Raw genomic sequence first — 15,255 nt, forward strand, 5'->3', positions numbered from 1 at the left:
GGAGCGGCGCGACCGCCGTGGCGAGGCTCACGAGCGTCGTCCGTGACAGAGGGGGAGGACTTCCACAGTCCTCGACCCCGGAGTCTCACATGAGCGCCTTCGTAGAACGCCACATCGGTCCTGGTGCCGCCCAGACCGAGAGCATGCTCAACGCCATCGGGTACTCCTCGATCGAGGAGCTGATGGACGCGGCCATCCCCGAGGTGATCCGCTGGCACGGGGCGCTGGACCTGCCCGCCGCGGCCACCGAGGCGGAGACCATCGCCGAGCTGCGCGCCTTCGCCGCCCGTAACACCGTGGCCACCTCCATGATCGGCCTGGGTTACTACGGCACCCACGTGCCCGGCGTGATCAAACGCAACGTGCTGGAGAGCCCGGCCTGGTACACGGCCTACACGCCGTACCAGCCGGAGATCAGCCAGGGCCGGCTGGAGGCCCTGCTCAACTTCCAGACCGTGGTCACCGACCTGACGGGCCTGGCCACCGCGAACGCCTCCATGCTCGACGAGGGCACCGCGGCCGCCGAGGCGATGACGCTGGCCCGCCGCTCGGCCAAGAGCAAGAGCAACGTGTTCGTCGTCGACGCGGACACGCTGCCGCAGACCATCGACGTGATCACCACCCGGGCCGAGCCGCTCGGCATCGAGGTCCGCATCGTCGACCTGGACACGGAGGAGCTGCCCGCCGAGTTCTTCGGCCTCCAGCTGCAGTACCCCGGCGCGTCCGGCGCGCTGCGCGACCACGCGGCCCTGATCGAGGCCGCGCACGCCCGCCAGGCCCTGGTCTCGGTGGCCGCCGACCTGCTGGCACTCACCCTGGTCCGCGCCCCGGCCGCCATCGGCGCGGACATCGCCTGCGGCAGCGCCCAGCGCTTCGGCGTGCCGATGGGCTTCGGTGGTCCGCACGCGGGTTACCTCGCCGTCCGTACGGGTCTGGAGCGCTCGCTGCCCGGCCGCCTGGTGGGCGTCTCCAAGGACGCCGACGGCACCCGTGCCTACCGGCTCGCCCTGCAGACCCGTGAGCAGCACATCCGCCGCGAGAAGGCGACCAGCAACATCTGCACCGCGCAGGTGCTGCTCGCCGTCATGGCCAGCATGTACGCCGTCTACCACGGCCCGGACGGCCTGAAGAAGATCGCCCGCCACGCCCACGACAGCGCGAGCCGCCTGGCGGTCAGCCTGCTCACCGGTGGCGTCGAGATCGCGCACACCGCGTTCTTCGACACCGTCACCGCGGTCGTGCCGGGCCGCGCGCAGACCGTGGTCGCCGCCGCCGAGCGCGACGGCGTCAACCTGCGCCTGGTCGACGCCGACCGGGTGAGTGTCTCCTGCGACGAGACCACCACGGTGGCGCACCTCAAGGCGGTCTGCGCCGCGTTCGGTGTGGAGCTGGCCGAGCCGCGCCAGGCCACCGCGATTCCGGCGGGGCTGGCCCGCGACACCGAGTTCCTGACCCACGAGGTGTTCCGCAGCCACCACAGCGAGACGGCCATGCTGCGCTACCTGCGCCGCCTGTCGGACCTGGACTACGCGCTGGACCGGGGCATGATCCCGCTGGGCTCCTGCACCATGAAGCTCAACGCCACCACCGAGATGGAGGCGGTCACCTGGCCCGAGTTCGGGCAGTTGCACCCCTTCGCGCCGGAGCACCAGACGGCCGGCTACCGCGACATGATCGCGCAGCTGGAGGCCTGGCTGGCCGAGCTCACCGGCTACGACGCGGTCAGCGTGCAGCCCAACGCCGGCTCCCAGGGCGAGCTCGCCGGCCTGCTGGCGATCCGGGCCTACCACCGCGCCAACGGCGAGGCCCACCGCGACGTCTGCCTGATCCCGTCCAGCGCGCACGGCACCAACGCGGCCAGCGCCGTGATGGCCGGCATGCGCGTGGTCGTGGTCGCCTGCGACGACTCCGGCAACGTGGACCTGGTCGACCTGGACCGGGCGATCGAGAAGCACCGCGACGTGCTCGCCGCGATCATGGTCACCTATCCGTCGACGCACGGCGTGTACGAGACCGGCATCGCCTCGCTGTGCGCCAAGGTGCACGAGGCCGGCGGCCAGGTGTACGTCGACGGCGCGAACCTCAACGCGCTGGTCGGCTTCGCCAAGCCGGGCAAGTTCGGCGCCGACGTGTCGCACCTGAACCTGCACAAGACGTTCTGCATCCCGCACGGCGGCGGCGGCCCCGGCGTCGGGCCGGTGGCGGTGCGCTCGCACCTGGCCCCGTTCCTACCGGGCACCGACGACGTGTCCGCGATCAGCGCGGCCCCGCACGGCAGCGCCGGCATCCTGCCCATCCCGTGGGCGTACCTGCGGATGATGGGCCCGGACGGCCTGGCGGCCGCGACCGGCACCGCGGTGCTGGCGGCCAACTACGTCGCGGCCCGGCTGCGCGAGCACTACCCGGTGCTCTACAGCGGCAACAAGGGCCTGGTGGCCCACGAGTGCATCCTCGACCTGCGGCCGATCACCAAGGCCACCGGCGTGACCGTGGACGACGTGGCCAAGCGCCTGATCGACTACGGCTTCCACGCGCCGACGATGTCGTTCCCGGTCGCCGGCACCCTGATGGTGGAGCCGACCGAGAGCGAGGACCTGGGCGAGCTGGACCGCTTCGTGAACGCGATGATCTCGATCCGCCGCGAGATCGACAAGGTGGGCTCGGGTGAGTGGCCGGCCGGGGACAACCCGCTGGTCAACGCGCCGCACACGGCGTCGATGGTGACCGGGGACTCCTGGGAGCACGCCTACCCGCGATCGGTTGCGGCGTACCCGGGTCTGCAGAGCGCGACCGAGCGCGCCGGAAAGTACTGGCCGCCGGTCCGGCGCATCGACGGCGCCTTCGGTGACCGCAACCTGGTGTGCTCGTGCCCGCCGCCGGAGGCGTTCGCCTGAGGTCTGCTGCCGCCGGCCCGGGGAGGCGTCCTCACGACGCGGGCTTCGGGCCGGCTCGGCGGGTGTGACAATGAGATGATCTTCGGGGCGCTCCGTCGCGCCCCGGGTCGTCGCCGCTAGGGTCAGGCCATGGCGTGCACCGCGGGACCGCGGTGCGGGGCGATGCTCGACCCGTCGGGGAGCAGCTCGCCGGTGTCCTCGAAGACGATGACGCCGTTGCAGAGCAGGCTCCAGCCCTGCTCAGGGAAGGACGCGACGACCTTGGCGGCGTCGTGGTCGATCGCGTCGGCTGAGGGGCAGACCGGTTGGTGCTGGCACAACATCGGGGTTCTCCGCGATTCGGTTAGGGGTGGTGGCGTTGGAAGCTCGGTCCGAGATCCGCTGCCGGTGTGCTGTCGATCACAACAGTGACGCACGCTACCAAGCCGAACGAGTCTTTTACGAGCAGGTAACGCAGGGCCTTTCTAGATATCAACCTTTCGGACGAGCGGAATGAAGCCGGTCGGTCTAGCCCCCACCCACGGGACGGCCAGGGATATTCCCGGCATACCGGCGACCTGCCGTGACCAGGCGTGGGAACGCTCCCGGTTCGAGTGGCGTGTGGGCGATCCGGGCGATCCGGCCACGCTGGTGGAGAACTTCCTGTCCGGGCACGGCCTGCCGGCGGGTGACCTGTCCGGGCCGTCCCTGGCGGGGCTGGCCCACGAGGTCTGCGGCGCCGCACTGTTCGTCTCCGCGGCCGGCGGAGCCGCCATGATCGGCGGTTGCCTCGGGGCGCCCAGCCCCGCGCCGGCCGTGCCGGACGTGGTCGTCGTGGTGTACGAACACACGGCAACCGTACGCCTCCAGGAGCCGCCGGGTGGCGGGCTCGCCCGAACGGTGGGCGCCTGGCGGCTCGGCCCGTGGCGGCCCTCCTGGAGCCCTTCGCGCCATGCCGAGGCCGTGCAGTCGGTCCGCGAGGCGATCGCCCGGGGCGATGTTTACCAGGTCAACATGGTCGGCCACGCTGCCGCGGCGTACCACGGCGACCCGCTGCCCGCGCTGCGCCGGGTGACCGGCCTGCCCGGCGCCCGGTACGCCGGGATACTGCAGGGCGACGGCTGGGCGATCGGCTGCGCCTCCCCGGAGACCCTGCTCGAGGTGCGCGGCGGGCAGGCCGTCACCCGGCCCATCAAGGGCACCGCACCGGCGACCGAAGCAGGTCGTGCCGACCTGCTCGCCTCGCCCAAGGAGCGCGCCGAGCACATCATGATCGTCGACCTGCAGCGCAACGACCTCTCCCACGTCGCGGTCACCGGCACGGTGCGGGTGCCCGAGCTGTTCGCGGTACGCCGCTGGGCCGACCTGTGGCAGGCCGAGTCCGAGGTGACCGCGCGGCTGCGACCCCGCACCGGCTTGGCGGAGCTGCTGCGGGCGATCTGCCCGGGCGGCTCGGTGACCGGCGCGCCCAAGTTCGCCGCGCTACGGGAGATCGCCGCACTGGAGCCGGTCGGCCGCGGAGCCAGCATGGGGGCGCTGGGCTGGATCGGCCCCGACGGCATCGACCTCGGCCTGACCATCCGCACCGTGGTCGCCGACGGCCGCGACCTGCACGTATGGGCTGGTGGCGGGATCACCATCGACTCCGACCCCGCCGCCGAGGTCGCCGAGGCCGCCGCCAAGGCCGCCCCCGTCCGCGCCGCCCTCCACGGACTGCGCTGACCCTGCCGCCGTCCGGCCCTTGACGTAGGCGTCGGCCTATCTCATCGAATTTGATCGCGAAAAAGTCGATGAGATAGGCCACTGTCTGTGAAAACGGAGCCGCGCCGGCGTCGCTACCCCGTGGGGGCGCGACGCCGGCGCGGCTTGTCGCTACCGGGTCCGTGGCCGGGGTCCGGCCACCGGGTCACTGGTAGTCGAAGATGGCGGCGCGGAGGACGTTGCCGATGTCGTACGAGCGCTCGGAGCTGTAGGTGCTGACGCCTGTGGCGGCCGAGATCTTGGCCAGGGCCTCGCTGTTGGACGGCTTGCCCAGGGCGATGGTGACCACCTTGACCGGGCGCTGCTTGTCCGCGGCGTTGATCTTCTCGACGAGCTGCTCGAGCTTGAGGCCCTTCAGCTGGTCGTCGTCCGCGCCGTCGGACAGCAGCACGATCATGTTGGTCGCGCCGGGCACGTAGTTCTTCTGCATGGTCTGGTACGCCGCCCACACCGTGTCGTACATGCCCGTGTTGCCGCCGGGCTCCAGGCCCTTGAGCTTCGAGGTGAGCTGGTCGCGGCGCGGCTTGCCGGAGACCTCCTCGGTCAGCTTGCCGAGCGGGACCAGTTCCTTGTACGCCTTGCTGCCGGACTGCTGGGAGGAGAAGCTCCACAGGCCGACCTGGGCGTCGTCGCCGAACATGTTGACGGCTTCCTGCGCGCCCGACTTGGTCAGGTCGAGCTTGGTCTGACCGCCGGTGCCCCGCACCACGCCGCCCATGGAGCCCGACACGTCGAGCACCAGCAGCATGTTGGTGGGGCGGGTGAGCGCCGTCCAGGTGTCCCTCGTCTTGGTGATCGACTCGGTGAGCAGCACGCCGCCGGGGAGCGCGGTGAGCTGGCTGATCACGCCGTTGGCGGGGGACAGCTGCGGGCCGGGCTGGCGGTTGGAGTCGCGGTAACCCAGCTTCTGCACCTCGCTGCGGGCGGCGTCGCCGCGCAGGTAACCCAGGAACGCCTCGGCGGCGCCGACGCGCTGCGGGTTGGTCCAGGCGGCGTCCTTCAGCACCAGGTACGGGTTGTCCGCCTCGGTGGTGGCGTTCTTCGGGTAGACGGCCACCAGCGGCAGGTCGGGGTGCTCGGCGTTGTGCCGCACCACGTCCTGCTCCAGCGCCGGGAACGCGTTGACCGCCTTGCCGCCGCTGCTGACGTACTCGGCGAACAGCTCCTCGGTGCTGGTCTTGTACAGCGCCATACGCTGCTCCAGCGCGAAGACGCGGCCCAGCTCGGTCGGGTCGACCTCGGTGTTGTCGTCAGCGTCGATGATCGCCGACAGGGCCAGCAGACCGGCGGTGGAGGCCCCCGGGTCGCTCATGCCGACCTTGACCGCGCTGTCCTGCGCGAGCTTGTCGAGCAGGTCCTTCCAGTCGAGCTTGGCGTCGGGCCAGCCGAGCTTCTCGGCCGCGGCCTTCGGCATGGCGATGACCACTGGCGTACGCGCCACGCTCGGCAGCAGGTCGGGCAGGATCCGGTCGGCGTCCTCGCTGCCGGCGGCCGCGGCCTTGACCCAGGCGCTGGACGGCGGGACCCACACGTCGGGCGCGGGGCCGGAGACGGCCGCGTTCCACTCGTGTGCCAGCGCCCGCACGGTCGCCGCGGTGTCCTGCTCGCCGATGGTCACCGAGGCGCAGACCCCGTCGACGGACGGGTTGGTCTCGGCCCACTTGCCGGCCAGTGACTTCAGCAGGCTGGCGGTGCCCGGGGCGGCCACGACAGTGGCCTGGGTGCTGCCGCTGCACGAGTCCTTGATGACGTACACATAGCCGATGGTCACACCGGAACCGATCAGCACGAGCGCCGTCGGGATGACGATCCACGGTGCGATGCTGCGGCGACGGCCACCACCGCGCCGGTGCGATCGGACCGTGGAGTTACGGCCGTTCGGCATCGGGGCCTCCGCTTTCGAGGGGTGTCGAGGGGGGTGAAAGGGGGGGTGTTACGCACCACAACTCGTGGTGAGACCGGCACAGTCTAGGGCGTTGTCAAGCCAGGTCGAACAGGGCGGACCATCTCGTGATCATCCGATTCGCTGGGTAGACGGGAGATCACTCTGCGCGGTCAGAGGACGAGGAATGTCGGCTCCGGGTGCCGCAGGAACGCATGGTGCGAAATGTCCCAGCCGTACGCCCCGGTGCGGCCGAACACCAGCAGGTCGCCGACCCGCAGCCGGTCCACGCGCTGCCCGCGGCAGAGCACGTCGCGCGGCGTGCACAGCTCGCCGACGGCGTCCACCGCCACGCCGGCGACCTCGGGCCGGGGCCACGGGTAATCCCACCGCTCCACCGGCAGCACCGCGAACGGGTGGTCGTAACCCCAGGCCGCGGGCAGGCGGAAGTGGTGGGTGCCGCCGCGCAGCACCGCGAACCAGCGCCCGTGCGTGTGCTTGAGATCGAGCACCTCCGCGGCGTACCAGCCGGCGTCGGCGGCGAGCCACCGGCCCGGCTCCACCACCAGCTCGACCCCGTCCGGCACGCGCACCCGCAGCCGGTCCAGCGCGAACACCGCGTCACCGGCGTAGTCCACGCCGAAGCCGCCGCCCGCGTTCACCGTGCGCAGCGGCACGCCGAGCCGCTGCGAGGTGGCCGCCGACCAGCGCAGGGCCTCGGCGAGGAAGGCCGAGTGCGCGGCCGCGTCCAGGTTGTTGGAGACCGCGTGCAGGTGCCAGCCGACCAGGTCCAGGCCGGGCAGCGTCCTCGCCAGCGCCACCACCTCGGGCAGCTGGGCCTCGTCGACGCCGAACGGGGTCGGCGCGCCCGTCATCGCATGCGTGCCGGGCAGCCCCGCGTCGGCCCGGTTCACCCGCAGCGTGATGGTCGCGGTCGTACCCGCCCGTTCCGCCAGCAGGCTGAGCCGCCGCAGTTCGAGAGTGCTCTCCACGTTGACCGTCGCGCCCAGGCGCAGCGCGTGGGCCAGCTCCGCGTCGGTCTTGGCCGGGCCGCCGAACACGATCCGGGCCGCCCCGGCCGCTTCGGCCAGCGCCAGCTCGCCGCCCGAGGCGACCTCCAGGCCGTCGCAGGCCTCGGCCGCCGCGGCGACGATCGCCGGATGCCCGTTGGCCTTCACCGCGTAGCAGACGGTCACGCCCGGCAGTGCCCGCCGCAGCTCGGCGACCCGCGCCCGCAGCACACCCGGGTCGTAGACATAGGCGCAGACAGGTCCGTCGACTTCGCGCAGCGCCGCCGCGACCCGCTCCGGGATCCCGTGCCGGGCCGCCGGCGGGGCGTCGGCCGCGGTCGCCGGTCCCGCTGTCGCGGAGTCCGCAGCGCTTAGGTGCGCGTCGCGGTGCGGGGAGCGCTGATCAGAGGCCATGGAGCGGATTCTGCACCGGGACGTAGAGGTCGCCCGCGCCGGCCAGCCGCATACGGGTCAGCGCCTTGTGCGGCACGCTCGGGGCCGTGTAGAAGGCGTGGTCGGGGTGCCCGCGCAGGCTGTCGTCCACCACCTCCCGCACGGTCCGCCAAGCGGTGTCGGCGGCCAGGCCGTGCGACTGTCCCAGCCGCAGCACCAGCTCGCCCAGATGTGCCTGGAACGCGGTGTAGGCCACCTTGGACAGCAGCACCGCCTCGTCCTCGGTGCCGATCACCGAGCCGGGCCACAGCTGCAGCTTCGCCCCGGAGGCGGCCAGCCGCGGGTGGTGCACGCGCAGGCCCGCCAGGTCCCGCAGGGCGAGCCGGTGCGGCACCCCGTCGAGGAAGGTCGGCACGCAGTTCTGCAGGTGCGCCTCCAGGCCGATGCCGTGCCGGGCGGCCAGCGCCAGCACCGGCGGCAGCAGCAGCCCGGCGTACTCGCGCAGGAAACCCGCCGCCGCCGTACGCGGGTCGGCCAGGGCGCGGCCGGCCGCGTACCGGTCGACCAGCCCGGCCAGCAGCGTCCGCCCGCTGACCGGGTCGAGCGTGGCCAGCGAGCTCGCCGGCACCGGCTGCTCGCCCGCGGCCAACCGGCCGCCGAGCCCGTCACGCACGATCGTGCTGAGCTGGCGGCCGTCCTCCAGCAGCCCGGCGACGCCCGCGGGCTCGGCCATCAGCAGCACCCGCCCGCCGCCGGGGACCAGGTCCAACAGTCGCGACAGCACCTCGCTCAGCGCCGGGCCGTTGCGGGTGGAGGCGATCGAGATGCTGCGCCGGGTCGAGGTGACCTGGATGTCCAGCGACAACTTCAGGTAGGTCGACCCCGGGGGCAGCACGGTGCGCAGCGCCGCGGTGGGCCGGGCCGGCAGCACCTCGTCGAGCACCCGCAGCGTGCCGTCGGCGAACAGGCCCGGGTGCAACCCGGTCAGGTGCCGCAGCTGCCAGATGTGCACCGGCAGCAGCCGCCGGCCGCCGGGGGCGGCGACGCCCAGCCGCTCGGACAGGTCGTCGCCCAGCGCCAGCTCCGGCGGCACGGCCAGGAAGCCGATCGCGGTCGACTCGCTCTCCAGGTCGTGTGCGATCAGGTCGCCGGTGCCCCAGCCCAGCCGGGTGCGCCCGCACGGGTGCAGGTTGTGCCCCTCGACCGCGAGCTGCTCCAGCCGGGCGGTGCGCTCGTCCGGCGCGCAGCCGTCGAGCAGCGCGAGCATGTCGGGCGCGCCCGCGACCGCGGCGGCGGCGCGGTGGCCGGGGTCGAGGGTCGCCCGGCGGGCGTACGCCAGGGCCAGTCCGTGCACCGCGCTGTCCAGTTCCGCGCGCAGGCCCTCGTGGGACACCAGGGCCACCGGGTCCATGTCGACCGGGTCCAGCAGCACCCGGTCGAAGCCGTGCCGCTCGCCGCGGAAGCGGGCGCGGGCGTCGCCGACGTCCTCCCGCCACAGCGCTTCGGCCAGCCGGGTGGCGACGGTGACCCGGGCCCGCGGCAGCGCGTCGAAGTAGCCGTTCAGCAGCTGCGGGGCCAGGTCCGCCAGCTCGGCGGCGATGGGGTCGGTGAGCGGGCGCATCACGCGGCCAAGGGGTTGGGCAGCTGCGCCCAGGCGTCGTCGAGCGGGTCGTCGGCCAGCCGCATCGTGGTCGTCGCCTTCAGCGGCAGCGGGTCGCCGAGCACGGAACGCGCGTCCGCGGCGGCCGACGGCGGCAGGTTGTCGTACGCCTGCTCGACCCGGTCGCGGACCAGCCGCCACAGCTGCTGCGGCTCGACGCCGTACTCGCGCGACAGCACCGCGATCGGCTCGCCGAGCGCCACCGCGATGCCCGAACCCAGCGCCTTGGCGCGCAGCTGCACCGGGTCGTCACTGGCCAGTTCGCCGTGCAGGGCGGGCACGTCGACGCCGTGGCGACGCAGCCGGGCGGGGCTGAGCCGCACCCCGCCGACGTCGCGGTAGGACAGCCCGGTCGGTCGCCCGTGCGTGAGCGTGACCAGCAGGTTCTGCCCGTGCGCCTCCAGTGCGACGCCGCGGTGCAGCAGCGTCAGCAGCACCGGCACGATCAGGGCGGCCAGATCGGCGAGGAATCCGGCCGGGTGGCCGCCGTAGCCGAGCATCACCGCCTCCCGGATGAGCGGGCGGCCGTCGGCCGGTGACGGCGCGGCCAGCGCCGCGATCGGCAGGATCACCTCGTTGGGGCCCGGCCGGGCGGCCCGCCGGACCACCACGGCCAGGCTGCGCAGCGGCGTGCCGTCGGTGTCCAGCACCGCGCCCGCGGCGAGCTCCGGCCACACCTGCAGGCCGAGGTCGGCGGCGACGACGGCCAGCAGCTTCGACACGACCGGGCCGTTGCGCACCGCGGCCGGGGACACGATCCGCACCGCGCTGGTCATCTGCACGTCCACCGCGGTCTTGTAGTGCCGCGTCGGGTCGGCGACCGCGGCCAGGGTGCGCAGCGACATCAGCGGCATGGCCGCGATCCGGGCGCCGTCGGGTTTCAGGAAGGGGTACGCCGACAGCACGTGCTCGCGCTGCCACGGGTGCACCGGCAGCCGCGGCGCGAGCCCTGCGCCGGTGGTCAGCCAGCGCTTGGCCGGCACGGTGAACACCTCCAGCGTCACCGTGGGCCGGTGCTCGGGCGCGAAACGCAGCACGTCGGCCTGCGACATGCCCATCCGGGTGCGGCAGCACGGGTGCAGCGGGTGACCGTCCACCACCGACTGCTCCAGCCGCGCCAGCCCGTCCGGGCGTCCCGCCAGCACGGTCAGCGTCGGCTCGCCGCCGGACCGGTACGGCTGGGCGGCTCGGGCCAGGGCCAGCCCCGCCACGCTGGCCTCGACCTCCGCGGTCAGCCGCGCGACGTCGCCGGGCAGGCGCAGTGCGCGCAGCAGCTCGACCGGGTCGTCGAAAGCGCCGGCGTCGGTGACGACGCGCATGCCTTCCGGCGGGAGCGCGAACGGCTGCGCCAGCGCGGTCGAGCCGATCAGCCGCTGGCCACCGGCCAGGGTGACCCGGATGTCGTCGCCGTACGCCTGCCGTTCGACGACGCCCGGCAGCGGCTCGCGGACCAGCGCGCCCCACAGCCGGGCCAGGATCGCGGCGCGGGCCCCGGGGAGTGTCTCGCTCACACTCGGCACGGTGTTGATGGTCGACTCCCTCGTCCGACGGGCTCGGCAGAGATCCAGTGTGGACCACCGGGGCCGCCGCCTGCCACTGCCCGTCTCAGCCTAGCGTCCTAGGACCCCGTAGCCGACGTGACGCCCCTCCCACCGGCGGCGTGCGAACGCCGACCCGACCGGCCCCGGCACGGTCGGGCACGAACACCCGCGCCAAAGGTCGGCACCTTGCCTGGTGCTGGTGCAATGTCGGTCATGGGACACGGGGACATGGAAGCGCGGCTGGCGGCCGCCGCCGAGGCGCACCGGGAGCGGCAGACCGCCGCGGCTCGCCATCGGGAACTGCTGCGCCTGCTCGACGATGCGGACGCTCAGGTGCGCGAACTGTCGACGGTCTACGACCGGGAGGCCCGCGACGTCGTCCGCCTCGAAACGGTCACGCTCACCCGCGTGATCGCCGCGCTGCGGGGGACACGTCACGATGCGATCGCCCGGGAGAAGGCCGAGGCCGACGCCGCGGCGTACCGGCTTGCGCGGGCCAGGGCCGACGCGGACGCGCTGCGCCGGGAACTCGACGGCGTGGGCGCCCGGCTGGCGGCGCTCCAGGACGCCCCGGGGCGGTACGCGGCAGTGCTGGACGAGAAGGAAAGCGCGCTGGCGGCAACGGGCGACCCGCGTGCGCGGCGGCTGCTCGAACTCGCGGAGGAACGCGGCGTGGCCGAGGCGGAGACGAAGGAGATCCGCGAGGCACAACACGCAGCCGAGGCGGCGTCGACGGCGCTCCTCCAGCTCCGGAAACTGCTGGACAGTGCCGGCAGCTGGTCGACGTACGACACGTTCTTCGGCGGCGGCGTCATCAGCAGCGCGATCAAGCACGACCGGCTCGACGAGGCGGCGACCGCGGCAGCGCTGGCCGACCAGCGCATCGCCGCCCTGAACGCCGAGCTCGCGGACATCCCCGGCGGCGGGACGGCGGCCACCCTGACCATCGACAGGCTGACCAGGTTCCTGGACGTGTGGTTCGACAACATCTTCACCGACCTTGCCGTGCGGGATCGGATCAAGCAGGCGCAGGCCCGTGCCGAGCACTGCGACCAGCAGGTGGCCGGGATCGGACAGCAGCTCGACCGGCGTCTGGCGCAGATGCGGGCCCGGCTCGCGCAGCTCGCGGCCGAGCGCGAGCAGACACTGACCGGTCCATGACCGACGGGTCGGCTGCCTGCGGCCCGTCCTGTGTTGGGAAGGGCACCTTCCACAACGCATAGCGATGTGAAGGTGCCCTTCCTTTCCTGGGTGAGGATGCTCGGGGCAGTGTCAGGCGTTCGCGCTGGTTCGCGTTCTCGTCAGGGTCAGCGGCGGCCGCTGCGCTGTGCGCCGATGCCGGCGGCGACGACGAAGGCGACGCCCGCGACCTGCAGCGGATGTGGGGTCTGGTGGAGCAGGGTCGCGCCGACAGCGAGGGCGAACGCCGGTTCCAGGCACATCAGGGTGCCGAAGGCGGCGACGGTGAGGCGGCGCAGCGCGAGCAGTTCCATGGCGAACGGCAGCACCGGCAGCAGCAGGGCCAGCCAGGCGGCCTGGGCGAGGATGCCCCAGGTCAGGTTCGGCAGGGCCTGGGGCGCGCCGACCACGGCGGCGGCGACGGCGGAGACGGGCATCGCGATGGCGAGGCCTTTCACGCCGCTGAAGCTGTCGCCGACCCGCTGCGTCAGCACGATGTAGCCGGCCCAGCACACTGCCGCGACCAGCGCGAGCGCGACGCCCACGAGGTTGATGTCGCCGCGCCACGGTCGGGTCAGCGCGAGTACACCGGCGAGCGCGAGGGCGGGCCACAGCAGCCCCCAGCGGCCGGTGCGGCGTAGCACGGCCAGGGAGAGCGGGCCGAGGAACTCCAGAGCGACGGCGGTGGCCAGCGGGATGCGGGCGATGGACTCGAAGAAGCTGACGCTCATGACGGCGCTGACCACGCCGAGTCCTACCGCGCCGAGCAGGTCGTGCCGGGACTGGGCGCGCAGCCAGCGGGGCGAGGGGCGGGCGATGAGCAGGAAGGCGAGCGCGGCCCAGCAGCCGCGCAGCCAGGCGGTGCCGGCGGGGCCGATGTCGTCGAACAGTCGGGTGGAGGCGGCCGCGCCGACCTGCACGGAGAGCATCGACCCCATGATCAGCCCGATGGCGGGGGCGGTGCTCTGGCGGCGGGAGGTGCTGGTGGCGATGTCGACTGCGGTCACCTCTCCATGTCACCGGACGAAGATCACGCCGTCCACCACGGGTCTGCGGACGGACCGTCCGCGATTCGCGGATGATGGGAGGCGTGGACACCAGGCTGCTGCGCGTGCTGGTCGAGCTGTCGGACCGGGGCACGCTGCGCGCGGTCGCCGAGGCCACCGGGTATGGCACGTCGGCGGTGTCGCAGCAGCTGGCCACGCTGACCCGCGAGGTCGGTGCGCCGCTGGTCGAACGCACGGGGCGGACGGTTCGGCTGACTCCGGCGGGACGGCGGCTGGTGACGCACGCGCGGCCGATCCTGGCGGCGGTGGACGCGGCCCGCGCGGCGCTGGCGCGGGGCGGGGAGCCGGGCGGGGCGGTGCACGTGGCGGCGTATGCGACGGTGCTTTCGGGGGATCTGATCCCGGTGGTGCGGGACCTGGCGGTGTCGCATCCGGGGTTGCAGCTGCTGCTGCAGGAGCGGGAGCCGCCGGAGGTGGTGCGGCTGCTGGAGGAGGACCGGGTCGATCTCGGTTTCGTGTACGACTACGACCTGGTCCCGCGCGGTTTCGAGGGGTACGCGGTGCGGCAGTTGTGTGAGACGCCGATGGTGCTGGCGGTGCCGTCGGAGCGGTCGCTGCCCGCCGAGATCGACGAGCCGGGGCGGCTGTGCGCGCTGGCGGGGCAGTCGTGGGTGGTGAACTCGCGCGGCCCGGCTGATGACGAGCTGGCGGTGCGGGTGTGCGCGCTGGCGGCGTACCAGCCGATGATCGAGCATCGGGCGGACAGCCTGGATCTGGTGCTGGACCTGGTGTCGGCGGATCTCGGGGTGGCGCTGGTGCCCGATTTCCTGCCCGCGCGGCCGGGTGTGCGCTACGTGCCGATGCCGGGTGTGCCGGTGCGGCGGCGCATGTTCGCGATCACCAGGCCGGGCCGGGAGCACTGGCCCGCGGTGAGCCTGGTGATCGACCGGGTCGCCGCGCACGCGTCGGCGTGGCGGTCAGGTGGCCAGCCACTGGTCGTAGGACAGCCGGGCGATCAGGGCCAGCACGACCACCAGTAGCACGATGCGTACGAAGCCGGACCCGCGTTTGAGGGCCATTCGGGCGCCGATCTGGGCTCCGATGATGTTGCAGACGGCCATCGCCGCGCCGAGTTGCCACCACACGTGCCCGCCGGCGGCGAACACGATCAGGGCGCCGAGGTTGGTGCCCGCGTTGACGATCTTGGCCATGGCCGAGCCGTGCAGGAAGTCGGCGCCGATGACGGTGGTGAAGGTGAGCACCAGGAACGTGCCGGTGCCGGGGCCGATCATGCCGTCGTACAGCGCGATGAGGCCGCCCGCCAGCGCGACGGCCAGTGCGGCGCGGCCCTGGGTGCGCCGTTCGGGGTGGGCGTAGATGCCGTTGTTCGGCCGGAACGTGACGAACAGCGCGACGGCGACCAGAATGCCGAGCACCACCGGGCGGTAGACGTCCTTGTTGGGGGTCAGGGCGATGGCCAGCCAGGCGCCGATGCCGGAGACGACGACGGCGATGGCACCGGCGGGCCCGGCGACGCGCCAGTCGATGCGGGTGTGCCGCGCGTAGGTGATCGCGGCACTGGTGGTCCCGGCGATCGCGGTCATCTTGTTGGTGCCCAGGGCGGTCGCCAGCGGCACCTGGGAAGGCAGGCCGATGAGCAGTGCCGGGAGCAGGAGCAGTCCGCCGCCGCCGACCACGGCGTCCACCCACCCGGCGGCGGTGGCGGCGGTCAGCAGCAGGCTGAGGCTACCGGCGTCCACGGGCCGGCGCGGGGGTGCTGTGGATCATGATTGGCGGCGCTTGGTGGCGAGCCACATCCCGATCGCCCCGATGGCGATGAAGAGCAGCATGAAGCAGACGAGGGCCTTGAACACCCGGCAACCATAGCGACTGCCCCGGCGATGATCGAGTGGCCGTCTCGGCGAAGTCCGGTCAGTGGGCTGTCGGCC

Annotated in this window: 11 protein-coding genes; 4 read left to right on the forward strand and 7 right to left on the reverse strand. The window is 73.1% G+C overall.

Going from position 1 to position 15,255, the window contains the following annotated elements; all coding sequences use genetic code 11:
• Window positions 1-89: 89 nt before the first annotated feature.
• On the forward strand, window positions 90-2,894 hold the full coding sequence (gene gcvP / locus FLL47_RS04165) for an aminomethyl-transferring glycine dehydrogenase (RefSeq protein ID WP_144119081.1): 2,805 nt from the start codon (window positions 90-92) through the stop codon (window positions 2,892-2,894).
• Window positions 2,895-3,016: 122 nt separating this feature from the next.
• Here gcvP and FLL47_RS04170 read toward each other — a convergent pair whose 3' ends face one another.
• Window positions 3,017-3,214, reverse strand: a complete 198-nt coding sequence (locus FLL47_RS04170) for a DUF5999 family protein (protein WP_120321268.1) — start codon at window positions 3,212-3,214, stop codon at window positions 3,017-3,019.
• A gap of 172 nt (window positions 3,215-3,386) precedes the next feature.
• On the opposite strand from FLL47_RS04170, the gene FLL47_RS04175 reads away from it, so the two are divergent.
• Complete coding sequence (locus FLL47_RS04175) at window positions 3,387-4,595, forward strand: chorismate-binding protein (RefSeq protein WP_144119082.1); 1,209 nt, start codon at window positions 3,387-3,389, stop codon at window positions 4,593-4,595.
• 184 nt (window positions 4,596-4,779) lie between these two features.
• On the opposite strand, the gene FLL47_RS04180 is transcribed toward FLL47_RS04175, so the two are convergent.
• From FLL47_RS04180 to FLL47_RS04195, 4 genes are all read right to left on the reverse strand, one after another.
• Entirely contained in the window at window positions 4,780-6,519 is a 1,740-nt protein-coding gene (locus FLL47_RS04180) for a substrate-binding and VWA domain-containing protein (protein WP_144119083.1), read from the reverse strand.
• A gap of 170 nt (window positions 6,520-6,689) precedes the next feature.
• On the reverse strand, window positions 6,690-7,940 hold the full coding sequence (locus FLL47_RS04185) for an alanine racemase (protein WP_144119084.1): 1,251 nt from the start codon (window positions 7,938-7,940) through the stop codon (window positions 6,690-6,692).
• A complete protein-coding gene (locus FLL47_RS04190; protein WP_144119346.1) occupies window positions 7,930-9,540 on the reverse strand; it encodes an IucA/IucC family protein in 1,611 nt (536 codons plus the stop codon). Before FLL47_RS04190 ends, FLL47_RS04185 begins: the two co-directional genes overlap by 11 nt.
• Entirely contained in the window at window positions 9,540-11,090 is a 1,551-nt protein-coding gene (locus tag FLL47_RS04195) for an IucA/IucC family protein (RefSeq protein ID WP_144119085.1), read from the reverse strand. The genes FLL47_RS04190 and FLL47_RS04195 overlap by 1 nt, the downstream gene beginning before the upstream one ends.
• Window positions 11,091-11,333: 243 nt before the next feature.
• On the opposite strand from FLL47_RS04195, the gene FLL47_RS04200 reads away from it, so the two are divergent.
• Window positions 11,334-12,281, forward strand: a complete 948-nt coding sequence (locus tag FLL47_RS04200; RefSeq protein ID WP_144119086.1) for a hypothetical protein — start codon at window positions 11,334-11,336, stop codon at window positions 12,279-12,281.
• A 146-nt stretch (window positions 12,282-12,427) separates the two neighbouring features.
• Here FLL47_RS04200 and FLL47_RS04205 read toward each other — a convergent pair whose 3' ends face one another.
• Window positions 12,428-13,306 (reverse strand): EamA family transporter, encoded by an 879-nt coding sequence (locus FLL47_RS04205; protein ID WP_246157525.1) that lies wholly within the window; start codon window positions 13,304-13,306, stop codon window positions 12,428-12,430.
• An 83-nt stretch (window positions 13,307-13,389) separates the two neighbouring features.
• Here FLL47_RS04205 and FLL47_RS04210 point away from each other — a divergent pair, with 83 nt between their 5' ends.
• Window positions 13,390-14,346, forward strand: coding sequence for a LysR family transcriptional regulator (locus FLL47_RS04210; protein WP_144119087.1), 957 nt, complete (start codon window positions 13,390-13,392; stop codon window positions 14,344-14,346).
• Here the strand turns inward: FLL47_RS04210 and FLL47_RS04215 are convergent.
• Window positions 14,284-15,066, reverse strand: coding sequence for a sulfite exporter TauE/SafE family protein (locus FLL47_RS04215; protein WP_144119088.1), 783 nt, complete (start codon window positions 15,064-15,066; stop codon window positions 14,284-14,286). The two genes, FLL47_RS04210 and FLL47_RS04215, sit on opposite strands and share 63 nt — an antisense overlap.
• Between the last annotated feature and the right edge of the window lie 189 nt (window positions 15,067-15,255).

Origin of the sequence: Catellatospora sichuanensis, assembly GCF_007483665.1 — a bacterium.
Taxonomy (GTDB): Bacteria; Actinomycetota; Actinomycetes; order Mycobacteriales; family Micromonosporaceae; genus Catellatospora; species Catellatospora sichuanensis.